This is a genomic window from Pseudomonas sp. BF-RE-25 (genome assembly GCF_019956105.1).
GTDB classification, from domain to species: domain Bacteria; phylum Pseudomonadota; class Gammaproteobacteria; order Pseudomonadales; family Pseudomonadaceae; genus Aquipseudomonas; species Aquipseudomonas migulae.
Map to the genome: position 1 here is coordinate 114,487 of NZ_JAHBDB010000033.1, position 26,980 is coordinate 141,466.

The 26,980-nt window shown below is 59.9% G+C and carries 26 protein-coding genes and 1 pseudogene; 20 read left to right on the forward strand and 7 right to left on the reverse strand.

The window, feature by feature from the left end:
- Positions 1–103: 103 nt before the first annotated feature.
- The 7 genes from KGB24_RS16365 to KGB24_RS16395 all read left to right on the forward strand — a co-directional run bounded on the left by KGB24_RS16365 (position 104) and on the right by KGB24_RS16395 (position 5,755).
- Positions 104–742: a peroxiredoxin gene (locus KGB24_RS16365; RefSeq protein WP_192416673.1), complete on the forward strand. Its 639-nt coding sequence runs from the start codon at positions 104–106 to the stop codon at positions 740–742.
- A gap of 332 nt (positions 743–1,074) precedes the next feature.
- Positions 1,075–1,668, forward strand: coding sequence for an NADPH-dependent FMN reductase (gene ssuE / locus KGB24_RS16370; RefSeq protein ID WP_008040741.1), 594 nt, complete (start codon positions 1,075–1,077; stop codon positions 1,666–1,668).
- 89 nt (positions 1,669–1,757) lie between these two features.
- Entirely contained in the window at positions 1,758–2,723 is a 966-nt protein-coding gene (locus tag KGB24_RS16375) for a sulfonate ABC transporter substrate-binding protein (protein WP_008026015.1), read from the forward strand.
- A gap of 40 nt (positions 2,724–2,763) precedes the next feature.
- Positions 2,764–3,912 carry an FMNH2-dependent alkanesulfonate monooxygenase gene (gene ssuD / locus KGB24_RS16380; protein WP_008026018.1) on the forward strand — a complete coding sequence of 383 codons (1,149 nt, stop codon included), beginning with the start codon at positions 2,764–2,766 and terminating at the stop codon, positions 3,910–3,912.
- 8 nt (positions 3,913–3,920) lie between these two features.
- Complete coding sequence (ssuC, locus tag KGB24_RS16385) at positions 3,921–4,703, forward strand: aliphatic sulfonate ABC transporter permease SsuC (protein WP_192227512.1); 783 nt, start codon at positions 3,921–3,923, stop codon at positions 4,701–4,703.
- Positions 4,700–5,506 carry an aliphatic sulfonates ABC transporter ATP-binding protein gene (ssuB, locus tag KGB24_RS16390; RefSeq protein ID WP_008040746.1) on the forward strand — a complete coding sequence of 269 codons (807 nt, stop codon included), beginning with the start codon at positions 4,700–4,702 and terminating at the stop codon, positions 5,504–5,506. The genes ssuC and ssuB overlap by 4 nt, the downstream gene beginning before the upstream one ends.
- A 33-nt stretch (positions 5,507–5,539) precedes the next feature.
- Positions 5,540–5,755 (forward strand): molybdopterin-binding protein, encoded by a 216-nt coding sequence (locus KGB24_RS16395; RefSeq protein WP_003229256.1) that lies wholly within the window; start codon positions 5,540–5,542, stop codon positions 5,753–5,755.
- A gap of 188 nt (positions 5,756–5,943) precedes the next feature.
- Here KGB24_RS16395 and KGB24_RS16400 read toward each other — a convergent pair whose 3' ends face one another.
- On the reverse strand, positions 5,944–6,582 hold the full coding sequence (locus KGB24_RS16400) for a TetR/AcrR family transcriptional regulator (protein WP_223413748.1): 639 nt from the start codon (positions 6,580–6,582) through the stop codon (positions 5,944–5,946).
- 201 nt (positions 6,583–6,783) lie between these two features.
- Entirely contained in the window at positions 6,784–8,160 is a 1,377-nt protein-coding gene (locus KGB24_RS16405; RefSeq protein WP_008026026.1) for a glutamine synthetase family protein, read from the reverse strand.
- Between the two features lie 278 nt (positions 8,161–8,438).
- Between KGB24_RS16405 and KGB24_RS16410 the strand changes: the two are divergent.
- The 8 genes and pseudogenes from KGB24_RS16410 to KGB24_RS16450 all read left to right on the forward strand — a co-directional run.
- A pseudogene (locus tag KGB24_RS16410) lies at positions 8,439–8,756 on the forward strand (gamma-glutamyl-gamma-aminobutyrate hydrolase family protein); the annotation flags it as partial.
- A gap of 100 nt (positions 8,757–8,856) precedes the next feature.
- Entirely contained in the window at positions 8,857–10,215 is a 1,359-nt protein-coding gene (locus tag KGB24_RS16415; RefSeq protein WP_008026030.1) for a glutamine synthetase family protein, read from the forward strand.
- Positions 10,216–10,273: 58 nt separating this feature from the next.
- Complete coding sequence (locus KGB24_RS16420; protein ID WP_008026032.1) at positions 10,274–11,638, forward strand: aspartate aminotransferase family protein; 1,365 nt, start codon at positions 10,274–10,276, stop codon at positions 11,636–11,638.
- 170 nt (positions 11,639–11,808) lie between these two features.
- The gene (locus tag KGB24_RS16425) at positions 11,809–12,921 is read left to right on the forward strand and encodes a polyamine ABC transporter substrate-binding protein (RefSeq protein WP_008026034.1); all 1,113 of its coding nucleotides are present in this window, start codon (positions 11,809–11,811) and stop codon (positions 12,919–12,921) included.
- A 242-nt stretch (positions 12,922–13,163) separates the two neighbouring features.
- The gene (locus KGB24_RS16435; RefSeq protein WP_317846460.1) at positions 13,164–14,261 is read left to right on the forward strand and encodes a polyamine ABC transporter substrate-binding protein; all 1,098 of its coding nucleotides are present in this window, start codon (positions 13,164–13,166) and stop codon (positions 14,259–14,261) included.
- 71 nt (positions 14,262–14,332) lie between these two features.
- Positions 14,333–15,475, forward strand: a complete 1,143-nt coding sequence (locus tag KGB24_RS16440) for an ABC transporter ATP-binding protein (RefSeq protein WP_008026038.1) — start codon at positions 14,333–14,335, stop codon at positions 15,473–15,475.
- Positions 15,476–15,510: 35 nt separating this feature from the next.
- Positions 15,511–16,392, forward strand: a complete 882-nt coding sequence (locus KGB24_RS16445; protein WP_177318183.1) for an ABC transporter permease subunit — start codon at positions 15,511–15,513, stop codon at positions 16,390–16,392.
- Positions 16,389–17,282, forward strand: a complete 894-nt coding sequence (locus tag KGB24_RS16450; RefSeq protein WP_008026042.1) for an ABC transporter permease subunit — start codon at positions 16,389–16,391, stop codon at positions 17,280–17,282. Before KGB24_RS16445 ends, KGB24_RS16450 begins: the two co-directional genes overlap by 4 nt.
- 129 nt (positions 17,283–17,411) lie before the next feature.
- On the opposite strand, the gene KGB24_RS16455 is transcribed toward KGB24_RS16450, so the two are convergent.
- A complete protein-coding gene (locus KGB24_RS16455; protein ID WP_223413746.1) occupies positions 17,412–18,053 on the reverse strand; it encodes an HD domain-containing protein in 642 nt (213 codons plus the stop codon).
- Positions 18,054–18,357: 304 nt separating this feature from the next.
- Between KGB24_RS16455 and KGB24_RS16460 the strand changes: the two genes are divergently transcribed.
- Complete coding sequence (locus tag KGB24_RS16460) at positions 18,358–19,323, forward strand: GlxA family transcriptional regulator (RefSeq protein ID WP_223413745.1); 966 nt, start codon at positions 18,358–18,360, stop codon at positions 19,321–19,323.
- Between the two features lie 128 nt (positions 19,324–19,451).
- Here KGB24_RS16460 and KGB24_RS16465 read toward each other — a convergent pair whose 3' ends face one another.
- On the reverse strand, positions 19,452–21,863 hold the full coding sequence (locus KGB24_RS16465) for a penicillin acylase family protein (RefSeq protein WP_223413744.1): 2,412 nt from the start codon (positions 21,861–21,863) through the stop codon (positions 19,452–19,454).
- Positions 21,864–21,970: 107 nt separating this feature from the next.
- On the reverse strand, positions 21,971–22,552 hold the full coding sequence (locus KGB24_RS16470; RefSeq protein ID WP_192227516.1) for a DUF6436 domain-containing protein: 582 nt from the start codon (positions 22,550–22,552) through the stop codon (positions 21,971–21,973).
- A 97-nt stretch (positions 22,553–22,649) separates the two neighbouring features.
- On the opposite strand from KGB24_RS16470, the gene KGB24_RS16475 reads away from it, so the two are divergent.
- Entirely contained in the window at positions 22,650–23,597 is a 948-nt protein-coding gene (locus KGB24_RS16475) for an alpha/beta hydrolase (RefSeq protein ID WP_207284900.1), read from the forward strand.
- A gap of 120 nt (positions 23,598–23,717) precedes the next feature.
- On the opposite strand, the gene KGB24_RS16480 is transcribed toward KGB24_RS16475, so the two are convergent.
- On the reverse strand, positions 23,718–24,470 hold the full coding sequence (locus KGB24_RS16480) for a DUF2059 domain-containing protein (protein WP_223413743.1): 753 nt from the start codon (positions 24,468–24,470) through the stop codon (positions 23,718–23,720).
- Positions 24,471–24,578: 108 nt separating this feature from the next.
- Here KGB24_RS16480 and KGB24_RS16485 point away from each other — a divergent pair, with 108 nt between their 5' ends.
- Together KGB24_RS16485 and KGB24_RS16490 are read left to right on the forward strand one after the other, a co-directional pair.
- Positions 24,579–25,211 carry a 2OG-Fe(II) oxygenase gene (locus KGB24_RS16485; protein ID WP_223413741.1) on the forward strand — a complete coding sequence of 211 codons (633 nt, stop codon included), beginning with the start codon at positions 24,579–24,581 and terminating at the stop codon, positions 25,209–25,211.
- 2 nt (positions 25,212–25,213) lie between these two features.
- Positions 25,214–25,693 carry a DUF523 domain-containing protein gene (locus tag KGB24_RS16490; protein ID WP_223413740.1) on the forward strand — a complete coding sequence of 160 codons (480 nt, stop codon included), beginning with the start codon at positions 25,214–25,216 and terminating at the stop codon, positions 25,691–25,693.
- Between the two features lie 127 nt (positions 25,694–25,820).
- Here the strand turns inward: KGB24_RS16490 and KGB24_RS16495 are convergent, their stop codons facing one another.
- Entirely contained in the window at positions 25,821–26,405 is a 585-nt protein-coding gene (locus KGB24_RS16495; RefSeq protein ID WP_008026062.1) for a transporter substrate-binding domain-containing protein, read from the reverse strand.
- 136 nt (positions 26,406–26,541) lie between these two features.
- On the opposite strand from KGB24_RS16495, the gene KGB24_RS16500 reads away from it, so the two are divergent.
- Positions 26,542–26,967 (forward strand): DUF4399 domain-containing protein, encoded by a 426-nt coding sequence (locus KGB24_RS16500; RefSeq protein WP_008026064.1) that lies wholly within the window; start codon positions 26,542–26,544, stop codon positions 26,965–26,967.
- Positions 26,968–26,980 lie beyond the last annotated feature (13 nt).

Below are 26,980 nucleotides of genomic sequence, written 5' to 3' on the forward strand. Positions count from 1 at the left end.
TTAATATTCTATTTGGGCCTAAGAATGTCTTTATTTATTCTTTTTCTAAACTCCCCAACACGAGCTACAGTTGAGTTCTACACCTACTCATCAGGAGCCCACCATGAGCATCAGACTCGGCGACATCGCACCCGACTTCGAACAGGATTCCAGCGCCGGCACCATCCGTTTCCATGAATGGCTGGGCGATAGCTGGGGCGTGCTGTTTTCCCACCCGGCGGATTTCACTCCGGTGTGCACCACCGAGCTGGGCTTCACCGCCAAGCTCAAGGATGAATTCACCCAGCGCGGGGTCAAGGCCATCGCGTTGTCCGTTGATCCGGTGGACTCGCACCACAAGTGGATCGAGGACATCAACGAAACCCAGAACACGATCGTCAACTTCCCGATCCTGGCCGACGCTGATCGCAAGGTATCGGACCTGTACGACCTGATTCACCCGAACGCCAACGACACCCTGACCGTGCGTTCGCTGTTCGTGATCGACCCGAACAAAAAGGTGCGCCTGACCATCACCTACCCGGCGAGCACCGGCCGCAACTTCCATGAAATCCTGCGGGTGATCGACTCGCTGCAACTCACCGACAACTACAAGGTGGCCACCCCGGCCAATTGGAAGGACGGTGAAGAAGTAGTGATCGTGCCGTCGCTTCAGGATCCAGAGGAAATCAAGAAGCGCTTTCCAAAGGGTTATCGCGCGGTGAAACCGTACCTGCGCCTGACGCCGCAGCCGAACAAGTAACCCGCATCATTTTTGGTGTTGCTGGAATTAATTTCGTGAGCAGGCTCGCTCCCACATTAGAACGCGGTCAACTGTGGGAGCGAGCCTGCTCGCGATGACGGAGTATCAGGCGCCACAGAATTCAGATTCAGCAGCATCCATAAAGCAGGGGAATTTCAGGCCGTTTTCACGGCCTGTTTTTTTGCCCGGAAGAAAGGTTTTTACATATCTCTTAAACGCATAACCAAATGAATAAATATGATTTAAAGATATATAAATCACCTGTTAAGGTCTCTCCATCGAAGCGAGATCGCCCACTGCGAATCGCCTGCACCGTTCAAGGAATCGTCTGAATGCTGGTCGTCTCACTCGGTGGCAGTCCCAGCCAACGCTCCCGTTCCGGGGTGCTGCTGGAGCGCTCCCAACGCTGGTTGCAAGAGCAAGGTGTGGAAGTGGTGAGTTATCAGGTACGGGACTTCCCGGCCGAAGATTTGCTGCACGCACGGTTCGACAGCCCCAAGGTGATCGACCTGTTGCAACAGATTGAAAACGCCGATGGCCTGCTGATCGCCACCCCGGTGTACAAAGCGTCGTTTTCCGGTGCTTTGAAAACCGTGCTGGACCTGCTGCCCGAACGCGCCCTGGCGCACAAAGTGGTATTGCCCATGGCCACCGGCGGCAGCATCGCTCACATGCTGGCAGTGGATTACGCACTCAAGCCAGTGCTGTCGGCATTGAAAGCCCAGGAAATGCTCCACGGGATTTTCGCTGTGGACAGCCAGATCGCTTACGGCGAAGGCAGCGTCCAGGCGCAGCTGGCACCGGAGCTGGAACAACGACTGAATGAATCGCTGGAGCTGTTCTTCAGCGCCATGGCCCGACGGCCCAAGCCGATCGATCCGAACCTGCTGAATGATCGTTTGTTGAGTGCTCGCTGGAGCATTTAAGCCTCACCCTGACTTGATGTACTCACCTTACTCAGCCGTCAACGGTTAAGCAGGTGCAGCCAAAACCCAACTGCAAAAAGGAGAGCGCTATGCGCACTGTCATTTTGCGTCGTGGTCTGGTCGCTCTGTTTGCTGCGGCTGTAACCTTCGGCGCCATTACTCAAGCACAAGCTGAAACCCTACGGATCGGCTATCAAAAGTACGGCACCCTGGTGCTGCTCAAAGCCAAAGGCACGCTGGAAAAACGCCTCGCCGCCCAAGGTGTCGATGTGCAATGGACTGAATTCCCCGGCGGCCCGCAGCTGCTTGAAGGCCTGAACGTCGGCTCCATCGACTTCGGTGTCACCGGCGAAACGCCTCCGGTCTTCGCTCAAGCGGCGGGCGCCGATCTGCTCTACGTCGCCTACGAACCGCCAGCGCCGCACAGCGAAGCGATCCTGGTGCCGAAGGACTCGCCGATCAAATCGGTGAAGGACCTCAAGGGCAAGAAAGTCGTGCTCAACAAAGGCTCCAACGTTCACTACCTGCTGGTCCGCGCACTTGAAGACGCCGGCCTCAAATACACCGACATCCAGACCGTCTTCCTGCCGCCGGCCGATGCCCGCGCCGCGTTCGAGCGTGGCAGTGTCGATGCCTGGGTCATCTGGGACCCGTACCAGGCCGCCGCCGAGAAGCAGCTGCAAGCGCACACCCTGCGCGATGGCAAGGGCATCGTCGACAACCATCAGTTCTACCTGGCGACCAAGCCTTACGCACAGAAAAATCCTGAGGTGATCAAGACCCTCGTGGAAGAAGTGCGCGCCGTCGGCGAATGGTCCAAGGCCAATCCTGAAGACGTGACCAAGCAGGTCTCGCCACTGCTCGGCTTGCCGGAAGACATCACCCTGACCTCGGTGAAACGCCAGGGCTACGGCGCGTTGTTCCTGACCCCGGAAGTGGTCGCCGCGCAACAGAAAATTGCCGACAGCTTCTACCAGCTCAAGCTGATTCCGAAGCCGCTGAGTATCAAAGACGTGATCTGGACGCCGCCGGCAGCCGTTGCCAAGGCTCAGTAACCAAAAGCCCGGTAATTCGATTCCCCAAGGAGACCACTCCATGAGCCTCAATATCTTCTGGTTCCTGCCTACCCACGGCGACGGCCATTACCTTGGCACCGCCGAAGGCGCTCGCGCCGTTGACCACGGTTACCTGCAACAAGTCGCGCAAGCGGCGGATCGCCTGGGCTTCGGCGGGGTGCTGATTCCCACTGGCCGCTCGTGCGAAGACTCGTGGCTGGTGGCCGCGTCACTGATCCCGGTGACCCAGCGTTTGAAGTTCCTTGTCGCCCTGCGCCCCGGGATCATTTCCCCGACGGTGGCAGCACGTCAGGCCGCGACACTGGATCGCCTGTCCGGCGGTCGTGCGCTGTTCAACCTGGTGACCGGCGGTGATCCGGAAGAATTGGCCGGCGATGGTTTGTTCCTGACCCACGAAGAGCGCTATCAGGCTTCTGTGGAATTCACCCGCATCTGGCGTCGCGTGCTGGAAGGCGAAACCGTCGATTACGACGGTCAGCACATCAGCGTGAAGGGCGCCAAGTTGCTCTATCCGCCGATCCAGCAGCCGCGTCCGCCGCTGTATTTCGGCGGCTCGTCGGAAGCCGCGCAAGACCTGGCCGCCGAGCAAGTGGAAATGGTCCTGACCTGGGGCGAACCGCCGGCCGCCGTGGCCGAGAAGATCGAACAGGTTCGCGCCAAAGCCGCGAAGCTTGGTCGCACGGTGCGCTTCGGTATTCGCTTGCACGTGATCGTCCGTGAAACCAATGCCGAAGCCTGGCAAGCGGCGGATCGACTGATCTCGCACCTGGACGACGACACCATCGCCCGTGCCCAGGCTTCCCTGGCGCGCTTCGATTCCGTGGGCCAGCAGCGCATGGCGGCGCTGCATGGCGGCAGCCGCGACAACCTGGAAGTCAGCCCTAACCTGTGGGCCGGTGTCGGCCTGGTGCGTGGCGGTGCCGGTACTGCACTGGTCGGCGACGGTCCGACCGTGGCCGCCCGCGTGAAGGAATACGCGGACCTGGGCATCGACACCTTCATCTTCTCCGGTTACCCACACCTGGAAGAGTCGTACCGCGTCGCCGAGTTGCTGTTCCCGCACCTGGACATCGAGCGTCCGGAATTGCCGAAAAGCGCCGGTTACGTCAGCCCGTTCGGCGAGATGGTCGCCAACGACATTCTTCCCAAAGCTGCGTCCCAGAGCTGAGGCGCGCCATGAAGAGAATCATCCACAACCTGGCGCCCTGGGCGTTGCCGATTTTGCTGTTGGCGGTGTGGCAGTTGTCGGTGTCGGCGGGCTGGTTGTCGACACGGATTCTGCCGGCGCCGATTGCCGTGATCGAAGCCGGCGTGAGCTTGGTGCGTAGCGGTGAAATCTGGACGCACCTGGCCATCAGCGGCTGGCGTGCGGCGCTGGGCTTCACCATCGGTGGCGGCATCGGCCTGGCGCTGGGCTTCATTACCGGCCTGTCGAAATGGGGCGAACGCCTGCTCGACAGTTCGGTGCAGATGATCCGTAACGTGCCGCATCTGGCGCTGATTCCGCTGGTGATCCTGTGGTTCGGCATCGATGAGTCGGCGAAGATTTTCCTTGTGGCGTTGGGCACCTTGTTCCCGATCTACCTCAACACCTATCACGGCATCCGCAACGTCGACCCGGCGCTGGTGGAGATGGCGCGCAGCTACGGCTTGTCCGGTTTCAGTCTGTTCCGTCAGGTCATTTTGCCGGGTGCATTGCCTTCGATTCTGGTCGGCGTGCGTTTTGCGCTGGGTTTCATGTGGCTGACCTTGATTGTTGCTGAAACCATTTCCGCGAGCTCCGGCATCGGTTACCTGGCAATGAACGCCCGGGAGTTTTTGCAGACCGACGTGGTGGTCCTGGCGATCCTGATGTACGCGGTGCTGGGCAAACTGGCCGACCTCGCGGCCCGTGGACTTGAACGTGTGTGGCTGCGCTGGCATCCGGCGTATCAGGTTGCCAAAGGAGGTGCCGCATGACCGCTCAACAACCTCCACGCCTGCTGCGCGGGATTCCGCTGGTGGTGCGCAAGCTGCAAAAAACCTTCGGTTCGCGGCAGGTGCTGCGCGAGATCGATCTGCACATTCCGGCCGGCCAATTCGTCGCCGTGGTGGGTCGCAGTGGTTGCGGCAAAAGTACCTTGCTGCGGTTGCTCGCCGGTCTCGATAAGCCGACTGGCGGTGAATTGCTCGCCGGTTCTGCACCGCTGAGCGATGCGCGGGAAGACACCCGGCTGATGTTCCAGGAAGCCCGTCTGCTGCCGTGGAAAAAGGTCATCGACAACGTCGGCCTCGGGCTCTCGGGCAACTGGCGGCCACAGGCGCTGGAAGCGTTGGAGTCGGTCGGTCTGGCGGACCGCGCCAATGAATGGCCGGCGGCTTTGTCCGGCGGGCAGAAGCAGCGTGTGGCCCTGGCCCGCGCGCTGATCCATCAACCGCGCCTGCTGTTGCTGGACGAACCGCTGGGCGCGCTGGATGCCCTGACCCGGATCGAAATGCAGCAACTGATCGAACGGCTCTGGCAGAAGCACGGTTTCACCGTGTTGCTGGTGACCCACGATGTCAGTGAAGCGGTGGCGATTGCCGATCGGGTAATCCTGATCGAAGAGGGCGAAGTCGGCCTCGACCTGCACGTGGAACTGCCGCGCCCTCGGGTTCGGGGTTCGCATCGGCTGGCGGCGCTGGAAACCGAAGTCCTCAATCGCGTCCTCGCACTGCCCGGCCAGCCGCCGGAGCCGGAACCTGTTTCACCCTTGCCTACGCAATTGCGTTGGGCTCAATAACTCAAGCCTCATTCAACGACAGGAATCAACATCATGACTATCAAAGCCATCAACGTTCGTAACCAGTTCAAAGGCTCGATCAAGGAAATCGTACTGGGTGACGTGCTGTCGGAAATCGACGTGCAAACCGCTTCCGGCATCGTCACTTCGGTGATCACCACCCGCTCTGTGAAAGAGCTTGAGCTGGTGGTCGGCAGCGAAGTGATCGCGTTTGTGAAATCCACCGAGGTGTCGATCGCCAAGTTGTAAGGGCGTGCACAATCAACAACCCCGGAGGGTTCGAACCCTTCGGGGTTTTTTATGCGCGTGAATCAGTGAGTCCGGTGGTGCAGCCATCGTCGGAACGCCGCCCGGAGCCGGCTCACTCCTACATTTGGAATGCATTCCCCTGTGGGAGTGAGCCTGCTCGCGATGAGGCCGGTGCAGCTGAAAAATAATCAGGCAGGAATAGCACGCTTCGGCAAATACGGCGGCAAATACAGCCCCAGATATGCATCAAACACCCGCATCCCTTCCTCGGCCATGCGCGACGTGATCTGCCCATGCTGCTGCACCGAACGCGCATACACCCGATCACCCAGCTCCATAGCCAGCGCAAACACATCAACGTCAGTCGGCAATTTGGGCAGTTCGAAATGATGATCGAACAGCTTGTGCATCAGGTCGCCCAGCTCAATGTCGTGCTGACGGTCTGCCTGAGTCACTTCGGTCAGGCCATGCTGGGCGAGGATCAATTGGCGAGCGGCGGCGTCTTCGTCGTAGATGTCGAGCATGCGTTGTTCCACCAGCCGCGACAGGTCCCGCCAGCCGTTGAGCGCATCGTGGTCGATGGGTGCTTGCAGGCACGCGCGGAAAGCCGCGTGGACGTCGGCGGTTAGTGCTTCGAGCAGGGCCGGGACGCTGGCGAAAAAGTGGTAGACCGAGGAGGGCGGGATTTCCGCGCGTTCGGCGACGCTGTAGATCGACAGACTGGCCACGCCCTCGGCGGCCAGCAGCGTGCGGGCGGCATCGAGTATCGAATCGATCCGGGCCTGGCTGCGGGCGCGGGGTTTGCGTGGGGTGGCGAGTCGGGTCATTGAAGTCTCCTGCGGGGCAGCGGGCATTGTACGAGCAGGGTTTGATGTTGTCTTGTCGGCCGCCATCGCGAGCAGGCTCGCTCCCACAGGGGAATGCACTCCAAAGGTGGGAGCGAGCCTGCTCGCGATCCGCCGCAGGCGGCCATAAAAAAACGCCGCAAGCCTTGTCAGCCTGCGGCGTTCCTTTTTCACTGCAACCGCTTAAACGGTATGCAGATACCAGTTGTACTCAAGGTCGGAGATGGAGTGTTCAAACTCCTCCAGCTCACTTTCCTTGCAGGCCACGAAGATGTCGATGTATTTCGGATCGATGTACTTGGCCATGACTTCGCTGTCGTCCAGCTCGCGCAGTGCATCGCGCAGGTTGTTCGGCAGGCTTTGCTCGTTCTGCTCGTAGGAGTTGCCTTCCACGGGTGCGCCCGGCTCGATCTTGTTGGTCAGGCCGTGGTGCACGCCCGCCAGGACCGAAGCCATCAGCAGGTACGGGTTGGCGTCGGCGCCGGCTACACGGTGTTCGATGCGCACGGCATCGGCGGCGCCGGTGGGTACGCGAATCGCTACGGTGCGGTTGTCCAGGCCCCAGCACGGCGAGTTCGGCACATAGAACTGCGCGCCGAAACGACGGTAGGAGTTGACGTTCGGGCAGAGGAAAGCCATCTGCGCCGGTAGGGTCTCGAGCACACCGCCGATCGCGTGTCGCAGCGCGGCGTTCTGCTCGGGATCCTCGCTGGCAAAAATGTTTTTGCCGTCTTTATCAAGAATCGAAATGTGGACGTGCAGACCGTTGCCCGCCTGGCCCGGGTAAGGCTTGGCCATGAAGGTGGTGTCCATCTCATGGTCGTAGGCGATGTTCTTGATCAGGCGCTTGAGCAGGACCGCGTAGTCGCAAGCCTTGATCGGGTCGGCCACGTGGTGCAGGTTCACTTCGAACTGCGCCGGGGCACTTTCCTTGACGATGGCGTCGGCCGGGATGCCTTGCTCTTTTGCACCTTCCAGAATGTCCTGGAGGCAGTCGACGTATTCGTCGAGGTCGTCGATCAGGTAGACCTGTGTCGAGTGCGGGCGTTTACCGGAAACCGGTGAGCGAGGTGGTTGCGGACGGCCGTTCACGTTCTCCTGGTCGATCAGGTAGAACTCCAGTTCGAACGCGGCGCAGATGGTCAGGCCCATTTCGTCGAATTTGCGCACCACGTTGGCCAGCACTTCGCGCGGGTCGGCGAAGAATGGTTCGCCTTCGAGTTCGTGCATGGTCATCAACAGTTGCGCGGTAGGGCGCTTCTGCCAAGGCTCATTGCACAGGGTGTCTGGGATTGGATAGCAGATTCGGTCAGCATCGCCGATGTCCAGGCCCAGGCCGGTGCTTTCCACCGTCGAGCCGTTGATATCCAGAGCAAATAGAGAGGCCGGCAGGTTGATGCCTTTCTCGTAAACCTTGTGGAGGCTGGTGCGTTCAATGCGCTTGCCGCGCACCACACCATTCATATCCGCAATCAGAAGGTCAACGTACAGAACCTCAGGATGTTCCTTAAGGAACGCGTTCGCTTCGTTAAGCTGAACGGCACGCGGGGGTACCGACATGATGCAACACCTTTGTTGTTAAAAATATCAATCATTGATCTCTTCGGATTCCAGTCAACCCGAACGGCATGCCGAAGTCAAGCGAGGCCTTTTTTGCCCTAAAAAAGCGCCCATGAGGCTTTTTTGAGGCACTTTGGGGCGTTTTTATGCCTTTGAATGCTTTGCCGTCCGCGGGCTTGAGCGGGCCGTGTTGTATTTTTTACGGGGGTGTTGTGTAAAAAAATGAACAAGGCTAAGCTCGATTCAAACCCATAACAGCAATAATACCGGGGTGCTTCATGTCTCGCCTGCCGTTAATCGGCGTCGCCGTCTGCTCTACGCAGATCGGTCTGCATGCTTATCACATCAGTGGCGATCGTTACGCTCACGCCAGGGCCCGTGTTGCCAAAGGCGTGCCGTCGACTCTTCCTTCCCCGGCAAACCGGCTGGTTCCGTCCGATATTCTGGACGGTCTGCACGACATTCTCTTTACGGGTTGTCCTTCCAATATAGAACCGTTTTACCTGGCTGGCCCGACCAACGTGTCGGTCATCGCTCATGATTCTGCACGCCTTGCATTGTTCCCGTTCACCCATGCCGTCGTCGAGGCAGGTATTTGTGCGCGGCAATTGCAGTGGCAATCTGTACCAAGCGACGCCCGTGCGTCAAACAACGCCTGACTTATAAGAGTCAGGAAACTCAGCCTAAGAGGCATTTATGAGTAACAACCTCGACCAGCTCACCGATTGGTTGAAAGACCACAAGATCACAGAAGTCGAATGCATGATCGCCGACTTGACCGGGATCACCCGGGGCAAGATTTCGCCGACCAACAAGTTCATTGCTGAAAAAGGCATGCGCCTGCCCGAGAGCGTTCTGTTGCAGACCGTGACCGGCGACTATGTCGAAGACGACATCTATTACGAACTGCTCGACCCGGCCGACATCGACATGATCTGCCGTCCCGACTCGAATGCAGTGTTCCTGGTGCCATGGGCCATCGAGCCGACCGCCCAGGTGATCCACGACACTTATGACAAGCAAGGCAACCCGATCGAGCTGTCGCCGCGCAACGTGCTTAAAAAGGTTCTGAAGCTCTATTCCGACAAGGGCTGGCAGCCAATCGTGGCGCCGGAAATGGAGTTTTACCTGACCAAGCGTAGCGACGACCCCGACTACCCGCTGCAACCGCCAATCGGTCGCTCGGGGCGCCCGGAAATCGGCCGTCAGTCGTTCTCGATTGAAGCGGCGAACGAGTTCGATCCGCTGTTCGAAGACGTCTACGACTGGTGCGAACTGCAGGAGCTGGACCTCGACACGCTGATCCACGAGGACGGCACGGCGCAGATGGAAATCAACTTCCGTCACGGCGATGCCCTGTCCCTGGCCGACCAGATTCTGGTGTTCAAACGCACCATGCGCGAAGCCGCGCTCAAGCACGACGTGGCCGCCACTTTCATGGCCAAGCCGATGACCGGTGAGCCGGGCAGCGCGATGCACCTGCACCAGAGCATCATCGACATCGAGACCGGCAAGAACGTCTTCTCCAATGAAGACGGGACCATGAGTCAGTTGTTCCTGCATCACATCGGTGGCTTGCAGAAGCTGATCCCCGAGCTGTTGCCGCTGTTTGCCCCGAACGTCAACTCGTTCCGCCGCTTCCTGCCGGATACATCGGCGCCGGTGAACGTGGAGTGGGGCGAAGAGAACCGCACCGTGGGCCTGCGGGTGCCGGATGCCGGGCCGCAAAACCGTCGGGTGGAAAACCGCCTGCCGGGGGCCGATGCCAACCCGTACCTGGCGATTGCCGCGAGCCTGCTCTGCGGTTACATCGGCATGGTCGAAGGCTTGAACCCAAGTGCGCCGGTGGTGGGGCGCGGCTATGAACGCCGCAACCTGCGCCTGCCACTGACCATCGAGGACGCGCTGGATCGCATGGAAAACAGCGCGACCATCGAGAAATACCTGGGCAAGAAATTCATCACTGGCTACGTCGCGGTCAAGCGGGCCGAGCATGAAAACTTCAAGCGCGTGATCAGCTCCTGGGAGCGGGAATTCCTGCTCTTCGCCGTCTGATGCGCCGGGCGCCGCTGCTTTTGGCGGCGCCTTTCACCGAAATCTTAGGAGAGTTCGCATGACCAGCAACAACCCGCAAACCCGTGAATGGCAAACCCTGAGCAACGATCACCACCTGGCCCCGTTCAGCGACTTCAAGCAGCTGAAAGAGAAAGGCCCGCGGATCATCACCAACGCCAAGGGCGTTTACCTCTGGGACAGCGAAGGCAACAAGATCCTCGACGGCATGGCCGGCCTGTGGTGCGTAGCGATCGGCTACGGTCGCGATGAACTGGCTGATGCCGCCAGCAAGCAAATGCGCGAGTTGCCTTACTACAACCTGTTCTTCCAGACCGCCCACCCGCCGGTGCTCGAGCTGGCCAAGGCCATTGCCGACATCGCGCCAGAAGGCATGAACCATGTGTTCTTCACCGGTTCCGGCTCCGAAGGCAACGACACCATGCTGCGTATGGTCCGCCACTATTGGGCGATCAAGGGCCAGCCGAAAAAGAAAGTCATCATCAGCCGCAAGAACGGTTATCACGGTTCCACCGTGGCCGGCGCGAGCCTGGGTGGCATGACGTACATGCACGAACAAGGCGACTTGCCGATCCCGGGCATCGTCCACATCGCCCAGCCTTACTGGTTCAGTGAAGGCGGCGACATGACACCGGAAGAGTTCGGTGTGTGGGCGGCCAATCAGCTGGAAGAGAAGATTCTGGAAATCGGCGTGGACAACGTCGGTGCCTTTATTGCCGAGCCGATCCAGGGTGCCGGTGGCGTGATCATTCCGCCAGATACCTACTGGCCGCGCATCAAGGAAATCCTCGCCAAGTACGACATCCTGTTCGTGGCGGACGAAGTGATCTGTGGTTTCGGCCGCACCGGTGAGTGGTTCGGTACCGATTTCTACGGTCTCAAACCCGACATGATGACCATCGCCAAAGGCCTGACGTCCGGCTACATCCCAATGGGTGGCCTGATCGTGCGTGACGAAGTGGTGGCGGTGCTCAACGAGGGCGGCGATTTCAACCACGGTTTCACCTACTCCGGGCACCCGGTGGCGGCGGCGGTGGCGCTGGAAAACATCCGCATCCTGCGCGAAGAAAAAATTATCGAGCGCGTTCATGCAGAAACGGCACCTTACTTGCAGAAACGTTTGCGGGAACTGAGCGATCACCCGTTGGTGGGGGAAGTGCGCGGGGTGGGGCTGTTGGGGGCCATCGAACTGGTTCAGGACAAGGCCACGCGCAAGCGTTACGAAGGCAAGGGCGTCGGCATGATCTGCCGCACATTCTGCTTCGACAACGGCCTGATCATGCGTGCCGTCGGCGACACCATGATCATTGCTCCGCCACTGGTGATCACCAAGGCTGAAATCGATGAGCTGGTGACCAAGGCACGCAAGTGCCTGGACCTGACCCTGAGTGCGTTGCAGGGCTAAGTGCTAGGCTCTGAGCGGGAGACATGAAACTTTCGCTCAGGGCAGTCGCAAACGGCGGCCTTTCCTTGAAAGACCGCCACCGATCTTGCCAGACTAGCCGCGGTTCCAGTTGCCCGGGTTTGGCCGCTGAACAAAGTGGTTCAAAAAAGAAAAAATTTGGAGCATTACGCATGAAGGCATTAGGAAAAAAGCTTGCTGGCAAGACACTTCTCGCCATGTCCCTGATGGGCATTATGGCGGGTGCGGTTCAGGCGGACGACAAGGTGTTGCACGTCTATAACTGGTCCGATTACATCGCTCCGGACACCATCAAGAAGTTCGAAACCGAGTCCGGCATCAAAGTCGTTTACGACGTATTCGACAGTAACGAAACCCTGGAAGCCAAGTTGCTGGCAGGCAAGTCCGGTTACGACATCGTCGTACCGTCGAACAACTTCCTGGCCAAGCAGATCAAGGCCGGCGTTTACCAGAAGCTGGACAAGTCCAAGCTGCCTAACTGGAAGAACCTGAACACTGACCTGCTCAAAGCGGTATCGGTGAGCGACCCGGGCAACGAACATGCCTTCCCGTACATGTGGGGTTCGATCGGTATCGGCTTCAACGCCGAGAAGGTCAAGGCAGCACTGGGCGCCGATGCACCGACCAATTCCTGGGACCTGTTGTTCAAACCTGAAAACATCGCGAAGTTGAAATCGTGTGGCGTTAGTTTCCTCGATTCGCCAACCGAGATGATTCCGGTGGCGTTGCACTACCTGGGCTATCCAACCGACAGCCAGGACAAAAAACAACTGGCCGAAGCCGAAGCGCTGTTCCTGAAGATTCGTCCTTCGGTTGGCTACTTCCACTCGTCCAAGTACATCTCCGACCTGGCCAACGGCAACATCTGCGTAGCCGTGGGTTACTCGGGTGACATCTACCAGGCCAAAGCGCGCGCCGCCGAAGCCGGTGACAAGGTGAAAGTCAGCTACAACATTCCGAAAGAAGGTGCCGGCAGCTTCTACGACATGGTCGCCATCCCTAAAGATGCCGAAAACGTCGAAGGCGCCTACAAGTTCATGACCTTCCTGCAAAAGCCGGAAATCATGGCTGAAATCACCAACGCGGTACGTTTCCCGAACGGTAACGCGGCGGCCACTCCTCTGGTCGAAAAAGAAATCACCGAAGATCCGGGCGTCTACCCGCCTGCCGATGTGCTGGCCAAGCTGTACGCGATTGCCGATTTGCCGGCCGCGACCCAGCGGATCCTGACTCGCAGCTGGACCAAGATCAAATCCGGTAAGTAAGTAATACACCTTGTAGGAGCGAGCCTGCTCGCGATGAACCTGAGAGCACCGCTGGGTGTCAGGCACCCAGCGTTATCGTTGACGACCATCGCGAGCAGGCTCGCTCCTACAGGTATCTGTATAAAAGTTTTGCTGGAACGGTTTTTCGAGGGTAAGTTGCGCGCCGGTTTTGTTGCTGGGCAGCTACGACTGTCATGTAACGCGGGGCAACTTGGGCCCAACTAATTTTAGAGGACCTCCACTTGCCTATTTTTTCTTTGTTGCGCAATGCATTGCTGGCCGGTGCCGGACTGACGATGGCTGTCAGTGTCCAGGCTGCCGGCACGGTGCATATTTATAACTGGTCGGACTACATCGGCGAGACCACCCTGGCCGACTTCCAGAAAGAGACCGGTATCAAACCGGTGTATGACGTTTTTGACTCCAACGAAACCCTGGAGGGCAAGTTGCTCGCCGGGCGTACCGGTTATGACGTGGTCGTGCCGTCCAACCACTTCCTCGGCAAGCAGATCAAGGCCGGTGCTTTCCAGAAACTCGACAAGTCGAAGTTGCCGAACTACTCGAACCTCGACCCCGTATTGCTCAAGCGTCTGGAGCAAAACGATCCGGGCAACTTGTACGCCGTCCCTTACCTGTGGGGCACCAACGGCATCGGTTATAACGTCGACAAGATCAAGGCTGTGCTGGGCGTCGACAAGATCGACTCCTGGAGCGCGGTGTTCGAGCCGGAGAATATCAAGAAGCTGCACAGTTGCGGCGTGGCGTTCCTCGACTCCGCCGATGAAATGATGCCGACGGTCCTCAACTACATGGGCCTGAACGCCAACAGCACCAACCCCGAAGATTACAAAAAGGCTGAAGCCAAGTTGCTGGCAGTGCGGCCTTACGTGACCTACTTCCACTCCTCCAAATACATCGCGGATCTGGCCAACGGCGATATCTGCATCGCGATCGGTTTTTCCGGCGACATGTTCCAGGCCCGCAACCGTGCGGCTGAAGCGAAGAAAGGCGTGAACATCGCCTACACCATTCCCAAAGAGGGCGGTGCGCTGTGGTTCGACATGCTCGCGATTCCGAAGGATTCGGGCAACGTCAAAGAGGCCCACGCCTTCATCAACTATCTGTTGAAACCCGAGGTGATCGCACAGGTCAGTGATTCTGTTGGCTATGCGAACCCCAACCCTGGCTCGGACAAATTGATGGAGCAGTCCATCCGCACCGACGAGTCGGTTTATCCACCGCAAGCAGTCCTCGACAAGACCTACGTGTCGGTCGAGTTACCACCAAACATTCAACGTTTGATGACCCGCAGCTGGACCAAGGTCAAGTCGGGCAAATAGCTTCAGGGCTCAAACTATCCAGGTTGGCTCACCTTGAGCGAACTGCACTCTTTTTTTTGGGAGTTTCGTAAATGGCAGTTGCCTCCGGCGCCTATAAGAAAGCCCTCGAGGGCGACCAGTCACCTAAACAGGTGCTGGTCAAAATCGACCGGGTCACGAAGAAGTTCGACGAGACGATTGCCGTGGACGATGTGTCCCTGGAAATCAAGAAAGGCGAGATTTTCGCCCTGCTCGGCGGTTCGGGATCGGGCAAGTCCACGTTGCTGCGCATGCTCGCAGGCTTCGAACGGCCCACGGAGGGGCGCATTTTCCTCGATGGCGTAGACATCACCGACATGCCGCCCTACGAGCGGCCGATCAACATGATGTTCCAGTCGTACGCTCTGTTCCCGCACATGACCGTGGCGCAGAACATCGCCTTCGGCCTCAAGCAGGACAAACTGCCTGCGGCTGAAATCGATGCCCGCGTGGCCGACATGCTCAAGCTGGTTCAGATGACCCAGTACGCCAAGCGCAAACCGCATCAGTTGTCCGGTGGTCAGCGTCAGCGCGTGGCCTTGGCGCGTTCGCTGGCCAAGCGACCGAAGCTGTTGCTGCTCGACGAACCGATGGGTGCGCTGGACAAGAAACTGCGCTCGCAGATGCAGCTTGAGCTGGTCGAGATCATCGAGCGCGTCGGCGTAACCTGTGTCATGGTGACCCACGACCAGGAAGAGGCCATGACCATGGCCGAGCGCATCGCGATCATGCACCTGGGCTGGATCGCCCAGATCGGCAGCCCGATCGACATCTACGAAACCCCGACCAGCCGCCTGGTCTGCGAGTTCATCGGTAACGTCAACATCTTCGACGGTGAAGTGATCGACGACGCCGAAGGCCATGCGACCATCACCTGCAAAGACCTGGATCGCCAGATCTACGTGGGCCACGGCATCAGCACCTCGGTGCAGGACAAATCCGTGACCTACGCGATCCGTCCGGAAAAGCTGCTGGTGACGCCGGACATGCCGACCTGCGAATACAACTGGTCCAGCGGCAAAGTGCATGACATCGCCTACCTCGGCGGTCACTCGGTGTTCTACGTCGAGCTGCCGAGCGGCAAGATCGTCCAGTCCTTCGTCGCCAACGCCGAACGCCGCGGTCAGCGCCCAACCTGGGGTGACCAGGTTTACGTGTGGTGGGAAGACGACAGCGGCGTGGTACTCCGCTCATGAACATGCGCAAATTCAAACGCCGCCTCAATCGAATAATTCCCGGTGGCCGTCAGCTGGTCATCGGGGTTCCGTTCCTCTGGCTGTTCATGTTCTTCATGCTGCCGTTCTTCATCGTCCTGAAGATCAGCTTCGCTGAAGCCGACGTGGCCATTCCGCCGTACACCGAGATCTACAACTTCGTAGACCAGAAGCTGCAGGTGCTGCTCAACCTCGGCAACTACGCGATGCTCGGCGACGATGAGTTGTACATCGCCGCTTACCTCGGTTCGTTGAAGATGGCGCTGATCAGCACCATCCTCTGCCTGCTGATCGGTTACCCGATGGCCTACGCCATCGCCAGTGCCCGCAAAGAGCTGCAAACGGTGCTGGTGCTGCTGATCATGATGCCGACCTGGACCGCGATCCTGATCCGCGTTTACGCGTGGATGGGCATTCTCAGCAACAACGGTCTGCTCAACGGTTTCCTGATGAGCATGGGCTGGATCGACGAACCGTTGCAGATCCTCAACACCAACCTGGCGGTGTACATCGGCGTGGTTTATTCGTACCTGCCGTTCATGATCCTGCCGCTCTACGCCAACCTGGTGAAGCACGACAACAGTCTGCTGGAAGCGGCGTCCGACCTCGGTTCGAGTACGTTCAACAGCTTCTGGAAGATCACCATTCCGCTGTCCAAGAACGGCATCGTCGCCGGTTGCATGCTGGTGTTCATTCCAGTGGTGGGCGAGTTCGTGATCCCGGAACTGCTGGGCGGTCCGGAAACCTTGATGATCGGTAAAGTGCTCTGGCAAGAGTTCTTCAACAACCGTGACTGGCCGGTGGCGTCTGCCCTGGCGGTGGTGATGCTGTTGATCCTGATTGTGCCGATCATCCTGTTCAACCGCAGTCAGGCCAAAGAAATGGAGGGTAAAGAATGAAGCGCTTCCGTTTCTCGAGTTTCATGCTGATCGCGGGTTTGCTGTTTATCTACGCGCCGATGCTGATTCTGGTGATCTACTCGTTCAACGCCTCGAAACTGGTGACGGTGTGGGGCGGCTGGTCGATCAAGTGGTACGTCGGCCTGATGGACAACACCCAACTGATGGGCTCGGTGGTGCGTTCGCTGGAAATCGCCTGCTACACCGCGATTGCCGCTGTGGCGCTGGGCACGTTGGCCGCATTCGTCCTGACCCGCATTACCCGCTTCAAGGGCCGCACGTTGTTCGGTGGCCTGGTCACCGCGCCGCTGGTGATGCCCGAAGTGATCACCGGTCTGTCGCTGTTGCTGCTGTTCGTGGCCATGGCGCAGATGATCGGTTGGCCGCAAGAGCGTGGCATCGTCACCATCTGGATCGCCCACACCACGTTCTGTGCTGCGTATGTGGCGGTGGTGGTGTCGGCACGCTTGCGTGAGCTGGACCTGTCCATCGAAGAGGCCGCCATGGATCTCGGGGCTAAGCCGTGGAAGGTGTTCTTCCTGATCACCATCCCGATGATCGCGCCATCCCTGGGGGCGGGCGGCATGATGTCGTTCGCGCTGTCGCTGGATGACCTGGTGTTGGCCAGCTTCGTGTCGGGGCCGGGGTCGACGACCTTGCCGATGGAAGTGTTCTCGGCGGTGCGTCTGGGCGTGAAGCCTGAGATCAACGCCGTGGCCAGCCTGATTCTGCTGGCGGTGTCGTTGATGACCTTCCTGGTCTGGTTCTTCAGCCGCCGTGCCGAAGAAAGCCGCAAGCGTGCGATTCAGCAGGCCATCGAAGAAAGCGCTGCCGATTCGTGGAAGCAACCGGACGTGCGTCGCGCACAGCAGGCGCCGGAAGCCGCCTGAACCTTTGGGTTGATCGCATTTCTGTGATCAACCCAAATCCCCTGTAGGAGCCGGCTTGCTGGCGATGGTGTGTCAGTCGACATCAATGTTGCTGACCCTCCATCGCCAGCAAGCCGGCTCCTACAGGTTTCAGGAAATCCAGGGGGATTTGCGGATGATCTCGACGAAGTTCATCGGCTTGAACCCTGGCTCGCTGTCCACCAGCACATCCGCGTTCACCGTACCGAACGTGGTGTCCGGCTTGTGCTTGAAGCCGTTGGCGAACGCACACAGGATGCACTCCTTGAACCCCTCGCCCCGTGGATGCGCATGCACCACCGCCTCACGCTGCGCCGTGGGAAACGCGGCGTAGTCGATCCCCAGCACATCCATTTCAACGCCCGCCGTCACCAATGCCACGTTGGGGCGCAGGTGATGCACTACGTTCGGCGTGGTGTGCAGGGCAATCGACAACCACACCTGCTCGATGTCGTCATCGCTCAGCCCGTAAGGCTTGAGGAATGCTTTGGCGGCGTTGGCGCTATCGACTTCGAAACGTTCATCGTCGCTGCGATGACCTTCCACCAGACCCAGGTCATGGAACATCGCGCCGACGTATAACAGCTCCGGGTTGTAGGCCAGTTGCTTGCGTTCACCGCTCAAAGCGCCGAACAGAAACACCCGGCGCGAGTGGTGATAAAGCAGGTCGGATTCGACGTCGCGAATGTATTCCGTGGTGGCCCGGGCCAATGCGCTGTCGGGGATTTTGATGCCGGCGACGGTGCTGCTCATGGTGCTGTCCTCGTGGGGAACGCCGTGGCGGCGCTGATGGAACAAGTCTGTTCCTGGCCCCAAAACCGGACAATCGATCCATGGCTGCGATCCTTGCCAATGAGCATGCAAATCGCGCCAACCTCGCTTGTTGAGCGCGGATTGGCTACGGTTGAGGCCCTGCGCATGGATTTACGTCATGCGCACACCTTGTAGGAGCCGGCTTGCTGGCGATGGTATGTCAGCAACATTGATGTCGACTGACACTCCATCGCCAGCAAGCCGGCTCCTACAAAGTCTGCGTGCATCGAGGGTGTTCCTTGTTATGAGTAAAACCGTTGCCATCGTGGTGTTCGCCGGTGTTCAGTCCCTGGACGTCACCGGCCCCATGGATGTGTTTTCCGAGGCCAATCGTTTCCTCGCGCCGCAGGATCACTATCAACTGGAGGTGATCGGCGTCGAGCGCGGTGTGATGCCGTGCTCCAACGGTTTATCCCTTAATGCCCATCGGCATTTCAGCGAGGCGCTGGAGGCGTACGACTTGTTGCTGGTGGCCGGAGGGCCGCAGTTGCCGTTCATGGATTTCGGCGCGGCCTTCGATGCCTGGTTGCGCGATGCCAGCGCGCTGGCGCAACGGTTCGGCTCAATCTGCAACGGTGCGTTCATGCTCGCCCGGGCAGGCTTGCTCGAAGGGCGAACGGTGACGACTCATTGGGGCGATGCCGCTGCGCTCGCGGCGTTGTGCCCTTCGACGCAGGTCGAGGCTGATCGCTTGTACGTGCAGGATGGTGAGCTCTATACCTCGGCCGGGGTCACGGCGGGGATCGATCTGTCGTTGTACTTGTTGGCCCGGGATCATGGGCCGGAAGTGGCGCTCAGCGTGGCCAAGCGGCTGGTCGTGTTCACGCAGCGCTCGGGCGGGCAATCGCAGTTCAGTCCATTCCTCACGCCCCACGCCGAACCGACGTCGGCGGTGGCGATGGTTCAGCATTATGTGCTGGCCAACCTGACCGGCGATCTGACCATTGCTGACCTGGCCAGCGCCGCCAACATGAGCGCCCGCAACTTTTCCAGGGTGTTTGCCAAAGAGGCGAAAGTCACCCCGGCGGAGTTTGTCGAACGGGCGAGGGTGGATGCGGCGCGGGTGATGCTCGAAAGCACCGTCGCGCCGTTGAAGACGGTGGCGTATCAGTGCGGGTTTCGAGATGCGCAGCATATGCGCAGCGTGTTCAATCGCCGGCTCGGTGTGACGCCGCAGCAGTTCAGGTTGAATTTTGCGGCGATGGTTTGAACGCATGAATATGCGTTGTTCTTGCGGGCCTCATCGCTAGCAGGCTAGCTCCCACAATGGATCTGCGTGCACAGGACCACTGTGGGAGCCAGCCTGCTGGCGATGAGGCCAGTCCAGCCAATACAAATCTACTGAGCACTGCGCGCCGGCAACAGCTTCAACGTACTCCGCGTATTCGCCGTCACCTCTTCATCATTGAGATGCGCCTGGAAATACACCCCTTCGACGTACGCCTCAGCCTGATCATCAAAATGCCGGTCAAACGGCACGCCACTCTGGCCCACCGGGTTGACGGTCAGGCTGTGCGCCGGGTCGGCGAAGTCGATCAGGCGTCGGGTCGATGGCCCATAAGTCACCGGCCATGGCGCCGGGCCGATCTTGGCCGATAGGTTGTTCGGCACCTCGTGAGTGCCCGGTGCCGCGAACGGGCCGACATTGAAAATCCGGTCCAGCGGCTTCTGTTGCCCCAGTGGATGACCATGGGTCAGCGTATGCGCCTTGCCCCACTGCCATTGCGCGAAGTCCGCACCCAGCGTGCTCTTGAGGTGCTCGAGGCTCGCTTGCCACGCCACCTTGACCGTGTCGGCGCGGGTTTCCTTGCCGAGGGTGTTGCGGTTGTCCCACCACGGTGAGTCGGCGTTCGCCGCCAGACGCGGCAGCGCAGCGTCGATCACCCGGGTCGACAGCAGCGTCTCGAAAAAGTCGTTGCCCAGCTCATCGTGCATCGTCGCGTCAGCGAGGTTGAACAGGAACTGGTTGAACAGCGTGGCACTGGTGGAATCCAGCGGGTAGTCGCCTGTCCACTGGGCCAATTGTTCCACCAGTTTCAGTTCGGCGGGATCGCTCACCACCTCACGCAGCACCGGTAACAATGGCGCGAGCAAACGCGGGCCGTAGGCGGTGGTGGTGCCCAGTTGCAGCTTCTGGCTGGCCTCCAGATCCCACTTCACGGCCTTGTCGCTGAGCTGGCGATTGAGCTGCTGCCCACGATCGGCAAGGTTGTAGTAACCGGGAATCTCCATGCCGGTCGGCGACACGGGCTGGAAGTTGGCCGAAACAATGTAGCCCCGCGCCGGGTTCTCTTCCTGCGGGTTGGCGCTGAACGGGTAGAAGCCGTCCTTGTCCGCTTCGGCGCTGCTGCCGTCGAGGATGAACCACGGCCGCACACCCGCCGGACGCTTAGGCAGTTGCGCCGCCGCCCACCAGCCGATGTCGCCCTTGGCATTGGCCCAGACGATGTTCAGGCCCGGCGCCTGGACCTTGGCGGCGGCACTGCGCGCCTTGGTCAGGGTGTCGGCACGGTTGAGCTGGTAGAAACCTTCGAGGATCGGGTTCTGGCTTTCGAGAAAACCCCACCACATGGCGATGGGCGTTTTGCCGACGGCGTTGCCCAGCGCATCGTTGACGATCGGCCCGTGTGGCGACTGGCGCAGCAGCAACTTCACCGGCGGCTGCCCCTTGACCGCGATCTGCTGTTCGCTGGTGACCATGTCCACCCACTTGCCGCGATACCAGACCTGGTTGGCGTTGTCCGGGTTGACCTTCTCGGCGATCAGATCGAGGTCGTCGTTCTGGAACATGGTGATGCTCCAGCCGAAGTCGCGGTTCATCCCCAGTGAGGCGAACGGCATCAACGCCTGATAATGACCGTAGAGCTCGAAGCCCGGCGCCGAGAGCTGCGCTTCGTACCACACCGACGGCGCGGAGAAGCGGATGTGCGGATCGCCCGCCAGCAACGGCTTGCCGCTTTTGGTCCGATTGCCCGCGACCACCCAGGCGTTGCTGCCCTCGAACTGTGGCAAACCGTTGTCGGCCAGCGCCTGTTCGCTCAGGCGGGCGAGGGCGTTGAGGTCTTTCCAGTCGGCGCTGGCGAGAGGCGGCGGGGTGCTGCTGTGATTGTTCGCCAGCACGCCTTTGGACTGCCAGTCGAGATTGAAAACGTTCAGGTACTCGGCACCCAGTTGATCGCGCACGTAGGTCAGCAAGGGTTCGGTGCGAAATGCCGCGGCAAAACTGTAGGCCATGTAACCGGCGATGCTGATAGTGTCCTGCGCGGTGAACGGGCGTTTTGGAATGCCCAGTACATCGAACTCCGCAGGTTTTGCATGGCTGTCCTGATACTGGTTGATACCGTCCAGATAGGCTTGCATGGCGATGAAGGCCGGCGACTGCTTATCCATGTTCGCCAGGTAGGTTTCGGCGCGTTCGCGAATGCGCAGGCTGCGCATCAGCTTGTCGGTGTCGAGCAGTTTCGGGCCCAGCACTTCGGCCAGTTCACCACGGGCCAGGCGGCGCAATACTTCCATCTGAAACAGCCGGTCCTGGGCGTGCACATAGCCGAGGGCGCGGTACAGGTCGGTTTCGTTTTCGGCGCGGATGTGCGGGATGCCGCGTTCGTCGTAACGGACGGTGACGGAGCCTTGCAAGTGTTGCAGCTCGACCATGCCCTGGCGCGTCGGTTGCTTGCTGTAGATGTACCCGCCGGCACCTGCGGCGAGCGCGACTATCAGCAGTGCGAGAACGGTCAGGCTACGTTTCATGGTGACTCCTTGTTGTTATTGGTGGCAGCAGTTCCCTGGCGCCACTGTTTAACACGGCTTGCCGAATCGGCCCATCGCCCTTAGGAGGGATTCGCGTCTGCGCGGTCTTACTGCTTTGTGTCGGCGGGCCACGGGCAGTAACACCCGACGGCCAGCGTGTGCGTGGCATTGACTGTGCGGCCCGCGTTTAACGCTTGTAGGATCGGCTCAATGAAGCTGTTGCTCGAATTACAGGTCAGGCCTTCGCTGTAAGGGCCGAAGTAGGCCAGTTTGCCGCTGCGGTCCCAGATCGCCACGGCCGGGCTGGCCGGGATCTGTTCGGAGCCCGGGAGGACGGTGATGGTTTTCAGGCTGCTCAGCGTGCTCGGCAACTGGCCGTGGCTGCCGGGTTTTTGTACCGCATAAAACTCGACGCCTTGCGGCACATACTGCTCGACCAGTTCGCTCAGGTGTTGTTGATTGCCGACGTTGCACGGGCAGGCCGGGTCCCAGAAGTGCACCAGGCGAATGGCGCCGGGGCCGGCGAGGTTGTCGGGCAGGTGCAACGGGTCACCGGAAAACACCGCCGTGTGTTCACTGAACGCCCGCAGGTAGCGTCCTTGAAACCAGTCGTACGCCGCCCATAAAACACCGGCGCACACGAGGGCGAGCAGGCAGGCAAGCAGTGGGGTGCGGTAGGGCGAACGCATGGGTGTCGATCCTCGAAGGTCGCCCAGCTTGCCATGCTTGCCGCGACAGATGAATATCGCAGGCTTATAAAGTCCGCTTCGTGCTCTGGAATCGCCCATGTCCGCCACTTTCGCTCCCGATCATTTGCGTGCCAGCCTGCGGCCCCTGGCCGAGTGGCAGCCGCTGTCCGAGGAGGCGCAGGCGTACCAGCGGTTCTACGGGCTGGATTTTCCGGGGCGTCAACTGCGCAGGGGCCTGGGGCGTTTTGAGGTGGATGCTTATGACGTGGTCGGCCAGGTGTGGTGGCCGGAGCGGGCGAAGGCGACGCTGTTTGTGTTCCACGGTTTCTACGATCACACCGGGCTCTACCGGCACGTGATCGAGTGGGCGCTGAATCAGGATTTCGCGGTGATTGCCTGCGACTTGCCGGGGCATGGTCTGTCCAGCGGCGAGCGCGCGAGCATCAACGATTTCGCCGAGTATCAGGACACGCTGCAAGGGCTGTTCGCCGAGGCGAAATCCCTCGATCTGCCGCAGCCGTGGCACCTGTGCGGTCAAAGTACCGGTGGCGCCATCGTGATCGACCATGTGCTCAACGAAGGGGCGGGCAGTCCGGCCCAGGGCCAGGTGATCCTGTTGTCGCCGCTGGTGAGGCCGCGCGCCTGGGGCTGGTCGCAGCTCAGTTATTACCTGCTCAAGCCGTTCGTCAAAGCCATCGCCCGACGCTTCAGCGAGAACTCCAACGACCCGGATTTCCTGCCGTTCCTGCAAGCCGACCCGCTGCAACCGCTGCGCTTGCCGACGGCCTGGGTTGGGGCGCTGGCGCGCTGGATCAAACGCATCGAAGCTGCGCCGGACAGCACTCGGCGGCCGCTGATCGTGCAGGGGCAGGCGGACATGACGGTGGATTGGCAGCACAATCTTGAGGTGTTGAAAGCCAAGTTCGATCGGCCTCAGGTGTTGATGTTGCCTGAGGCGCGGCATCATTTGGCGAATGAGACGGTGGCGTTGCGCGGGGAGTATTTCGGGTTTTTGACGAAGCGGATCAAGGGCCGGAGTCTTTAGCAGCAGTTAAGCCCTCATCGCCGGCAAGCCGGCTCCTACAGTGGATCGAGTTGTCCGGAAGAACACGGTCAACTGTAGGAGCCGGCTTGCCGGCGATGGCGATCTAACCGGCGCTGAAAATCATTGGGTCAAATTCGAAGGATTCTGCCCCACCGCCAACCCCGCCCGAATTGCCGCCAACGCCGCCTGGTAATACGCCTTGCCTTCCGCCGACTCGGCAAACGTGGCGAACTCTTCCAGCTCGTCATCCGACAGATCGCGATAGACATACAGCAACGTGTTGTTGAGGTCGCTGCCGATCTGGTCCATCAAGCGCTGACGCTGACCGTTCAACAGCCCCTGCGCCTGACCGCCACCGAGCAGGCCGGGGATCATCGAACTCAGGCTGTCGGCCGCGACGCCGGCAATCGCCAGGCTGACTTCCGCACCGGCCTCCCGTGCGGGCAAGGCCTGGGCGAGGTGACCAATGATCAGCGTGCGGCTGTCGCTGGCCTGAATCTTCGGCAGGCCTTTGGCGTTCTTCGCCAGTTGATCGCGACGGGTCGCCAGCAACTCGGCGGCGACGATCTTCTTGCCCAGCGGCGACTGGAAAAAAGCCAGTGCAGGTTTAGGATCGGCCAGGGTTTTGCGCAATTGCGCTTCGGCGCGCTGGTCCACGGCCTGCGGGGCAAAGCGCTGATTGCTGTTGTTCACCAGCGCCTGAAACACGGCGGGCGGCAGGCTGTTCTGGTAACGCTGTTGAGCGGCTGAAAGGGCATCACTGAAATGCGCGCGTTGTTCTGGCCAGCCGGCGACCTTGTACAACTGGTCGTGGCCGTCTGCCCAAGCGGGCAAAACGCAGAACATCATCAGTGAGAAAAGCAAACGGCGCATAGGGACTCCTGTCAGCAGGCGACTATTCTCCGTGTGGCATAGGGACTTGTCGAGAATTCGTATCAAGCCGCCGCGTGGCTCTGTCGGATTTTCCGGCACAGGAATACTATGCGCGCCATGCCAATACCCTCTGATCACCCGCTGCTGTTACGTATCGTCGACGACCTGGCCGAACACGGCTGGTCGCAGCAGAACATTTTCCTGCCCTTGGGTCTGACCCAAGAACTGGCGGCTGAGTGCCGTAAACGTGCCGCCGAGGGTGAATTGGCCCCGGCCGCCGTAGGCCGCGGGCCGACATCGGAGATTCGCGAGGGAATTCGCGGCGACCGAATCCAGTGGATCGAGCCGGGTCAGGCCCTGGCTTGCGACAACTATCTGCAGTTGATGGACAGCCTGCGCGAGGCATTGAATCGCGGGTTGTATCTGGGCCTCGAAGACTTTGAAAGCCATTTCGCGATGTACCCGCCCGGCGCTTTCTACCTCAAGCATGTCGACCGCTTTCGCGACGATGATCGGCGCATGGTCTCGGCGGTGGTCTACCTCAATGACGCCTGGCTGCCGGAGCACGGCGGTCAGTTGCGCATGTACCTCAAGGAAGGCGTCGAATACGATGTGGTGCCCACCGGCGGATGCCTGGTGGTGTTCCTGTCGGGCGAAGTGCCCCACGAAGTCCTGCCCGCGACCCGCGATCGCCTGTCGTTGACCGGCTGGTTCCGGCGTCGTGGCAACGAGCCGTTCTGATCATGCAGAAAATTCTGGTAAGTCGCTGTCTGCTCGGCCACCGCGTGCGTTACGACGGCGGTGCCAGCGGGCCGTTCGATCAGCTTCAACAGTGGATCGACGAAGGTCGCGTCGTGCCGTTGTGTCCGGAAGTTGCCGGTGGCTTGCCGACGCCACGGGCGGCGGCGGAGATTCCGGGCGGGCAGGGCAGTGACGTGCTGGCGGGGCAGGCGGCGGTGATTACCACCGAGGGCGAGGATGTCAGCGCGCAGTTTCTGAGCGGTGCTTACCAGGCGTTGGAGCTGGTACAGAAACACAACATCCGCATCGCCGTGCTCAAGGCCAACAGCCCGTCGTGCGGCAACCTGTTGACCTATGACGGCACGTTCAGCGGCGTGAAGGTCAGCGGCGAAGGCGTGACGGCGGCGTTGCTCAAGCGCCATGGCGTGCAGGTCTTCAGCGAACTGGAACTGGCTGAAGCCGCCGCCGCACTGCGGCTCTAAACGCAAATCCCTGTAGGAGCCGGCTTGCCGGCGATGAGGCCGTAACATTCAATATCTATATTGACTGTTACACCGCTATCGCCAGCAAGCCGGCTCCTACAAGGGATCGCGGTGATTGTCCGTGGCCTTAGGGTTTCGGCATCTCGGCGGCATCCGGCCCAAACCATTTTTTCTCCAGTGCCTCCAGTCGCCCATCCGCCTTTATCCGCTGCAACGCGTTCTCCAGGCTGGCATGAAACGCCGGGTTCCCTTTCTGAAACGGAATGGCCAGGTTCTCGGCCGGGGCGGCTTTCGGCTTTTCTTGCGTCAGCGACTGCACCAACAGGATTGAACGCGGCTCTTCTTTCTGCGCGATCAAATGCGCATCGGTGTGAATGTAAGGTTCGCTGAAGTCGAAACGATCCTTGAGCGCCGGAGTCTCTGTTATGTGATTGATGGCGATGTCGTACTTGCCGCTTTCAACGCCGGTCAACAGATCGCTGGAATCGGTCACGACGAAGTCGGCCCTTACATCCAGTTCATTGGCCAGCAGTTGGCCTAGCTCGACTTCGAAGCCCGAGAGTTGGCCATCGTCCTTGAAATTGAAAGGTGGTGTATTAGCCTCAAGGGCAATGCGCAACTCACCGCGGTCGTTTACATCGTCAATCAGTTCGGCATGAACCAAAGGGCTCAAAAGGGGTAGCAGGCAGATCAGGCCAGGCAAAAAGCGCATGGTCACTCCTTTGAATACATTTATCGCGATGCGCTGGTTCAGGCTCGCTTTGCTATGGTTGTCGAGTGCCTTCGACAACGAATGGCCATGAAGTTGTCATGGTCACATGGATTTTACGAAAAAACTGGAGAAGAGAATGAAAACCTTTATGTCACGTGCTGCGCTGGCTGGCCTGCTGATGGGTGTTTCGGTGCTGGCCAGTGCGGCTACACCGGCACCCAAGGGTGCTGAAGTGTCCATCGTTTCTCCTGAAGACGGTGCGACGGTCCCGCAGACTGTCGTCGTCAAGTTCGCTGTCGAGAACATTGCGCTGGCCCCGGCGGGTGATCCCACCAAGAACACCGGTCATCACCACTTGTTGATCGATGTCGATGAGTTGCCAGCCGCCGGTGCGCCGATCCCCAAAGATGCCAACCACCAGCATTTCGGCAACGCGCAGACTCAGGCTGAAGTAACGCTGACGCCCGGCAAGCACACCTTGCAACTCGAACTTGGCGATAGCAACCACATGCCGTTCGATCCGCCGATCCTCTCCGAGAAAATCACCGTCAACGTTAAGTAACGTTAGTCGCGCC

What these genes read in the sequence shown, in the direction of transcription:
- KGB24_RS16465 (WP_223413744.1), bottom strand. Translation starts at nt 21,863, where the DNA reads ATGAAACGTAGCCTGACCGTTCTCGCACTGCTGATAGTCGCGCTCGCC.
- KGB24_RS16415 (WP_008026030.1), top strand. Translation starts at nt 8,857, where the DNA reads ATGAGTAACAACCTCGACCAGCTCACCGATTGGTTGAAAGACCACAAG.
- KGB24_RS16450 (WP_008026042.1), top strand. Translation starts at nt 16,389, where the DNA reads ATGAAGCGCTTCCGTTTCTCGAGTTTCATGCTGATCGCGGGTTTGCTG.
- KGB24_RS16440 (WP_008026038.1), top strand. Translation starts at nt 14,333, where the DNA reads ATGGCAGTTGCCTCCGGCGCCTATAAGAAAGCCCTCGAGGGCGACCAG.
- KGB24_RS16420 (WP_008026032.1), top strand. Translation starts at nt 10,274, where the DNA reads ATGACCAGCAACAACCCGCAAACCCGTGAATGGCAAACCCTGAGCAAC.
- KGB24_RS16495 (WP_008026062.1), bottom strand. Translation starts at nt 26,405, where the DNA reads ATGCGCTTTTTGCCTGGCCTGATCTGCCTGCTACCCCTTTTGAGCCCT.
- ssuC (WP_192227512.1), top strand. Translation starts at nt 3,921, where the DNA reads ATGAAGAGAATCATCCACAACCTGGCGCCCTGGGCGTTGCCGATTTTG.
- KGB24_RS16400 (WP_223413748.1), bottom strand. Translation starts at nt 6,582, where the DNA reads ATGACCCGACTCGCCACCCCACGCAAACCCCGCGCCCGCAGCCAGGCC.
- KGB24_RS16460 (WP_223413745.1), top strand. Translation starts at nt 18,358, where the DNA reads ATGAGTAAAACCGTTGCCATCGTGGTGTTCGCCGGTGTTCAGTCCCTG.
- KGB24_RS16470 (WP_192227516.1), bottom strand. Translation starts at nt 22,552, where the DNA reads ATGCGTTCGCCCTACCGCACCCCACTGCTTGCCTGCCTGCTCGCCCTC.
- ssuE (WP_008040741.1), top strand. Translation starts at nt 1,075, where the DNA reads ATGCTGGTCGTCTCACTCGGTGGCAGTCCCAGCCAACGCTCCCGTTCC.
- KGB24_RS16455 (WP_223413746.1), bottom strand. Translation starts at nt 18,053, where the DNA reads ATGAGCAGCACCGTCGCCGGCATCAAAATCCCCGACAGCGCATTGGCC.
- KGB24_RS16490 (WP_223413740.1), top strand. Translation starts at nt 25,214, where the DNA reads ATGCAGAAAATTCTGGTAAGTCGCTGTCTGCTCGGCCACCGCGTGCGT.
- KGB24_RS16365 (WP_192416673.1), top strand. Translation starts at nt 104, where the DNA reads ATGAGCATCAGACTCGGCGACATCGCACCCGACTTCGAACAGGATTCC.
- KGB24_RS16480 (WP_223413743.1), bottom strand. Translation starts at nt 24,470, where the DNA reads ATGCGCCGTTTGCTTTTCTCACTGATGATGTTCTGCGTTTTGCCCGCT.
- KGB24_RS16425 (WP_008026034.1), top strand. Translation starts at nt 11,809, where the DNA reads ATGAAGGCATTAGGAAAAAAGCTTGCTGGCAAGACACTTCTCGCCATG.
- KGB24_RS16485 (WP_223413741.1), top strand. Translation starts at nt 24,579, where the DNA reads ATGCGCGCCATGCCAATACCCTCTGATCACCCGCTGCTGTTACGTATC.
- KGB24_RS16475 (WP_207284900.1), top strand. Translation starts at nt 22,650, where the DNA reads ATGTCCGCCACTTTCGCTCCCGATCATTTGCGTGCCAGCCTGCGGCCC.
- ssuD (WP_008026018.1), top strand. Translation starts at nt 2,764, where the DNA reads ATGAGCCTCAATATCTTCTGGTTCCTGCCTACCCACGGCGACGGCCAT.
- KGB24_RS16375 (WP_008026015.1), top strand. Translation starts at nt 1,758, where the DNA reads ATGCGCACTGTCATTTTGCGTCGTGGTCTGGTCGCTCTGTTTGCTGCG.
- ssuB (WP_008040746.1), top strand. Translation starts at nt 4,700, where the DNA reads ATGACCGCTCAACAACCTCCACGCCTGCTGCGCGGGATTCCGCTGGTG.
- KGB24_RS16500 (WP_008026064.1), top strand. Translation starts at nt 26,542, where the DNA reads ATGAAAACCTTTATGTCACGTGCTGCGCTGGCTGGCCTGCTGATGGGT.
- KGB24_RS16395 (WP_003229256.1), top strand. Translation starts at nt 5,540, where the DNA reads ATGACTATCAAAGCCATCAACGTTCGTAACCAGTTCAAAGGCTCGATC.
- KGB24_RS16405 (WP_008026026.1), bottom strand. Translation starts at nt 8,160, where the DNA reads ATGTCGGTACCCCCGCGTGCCGTTCAGCTTAACGAAGCGAACGCGTTC.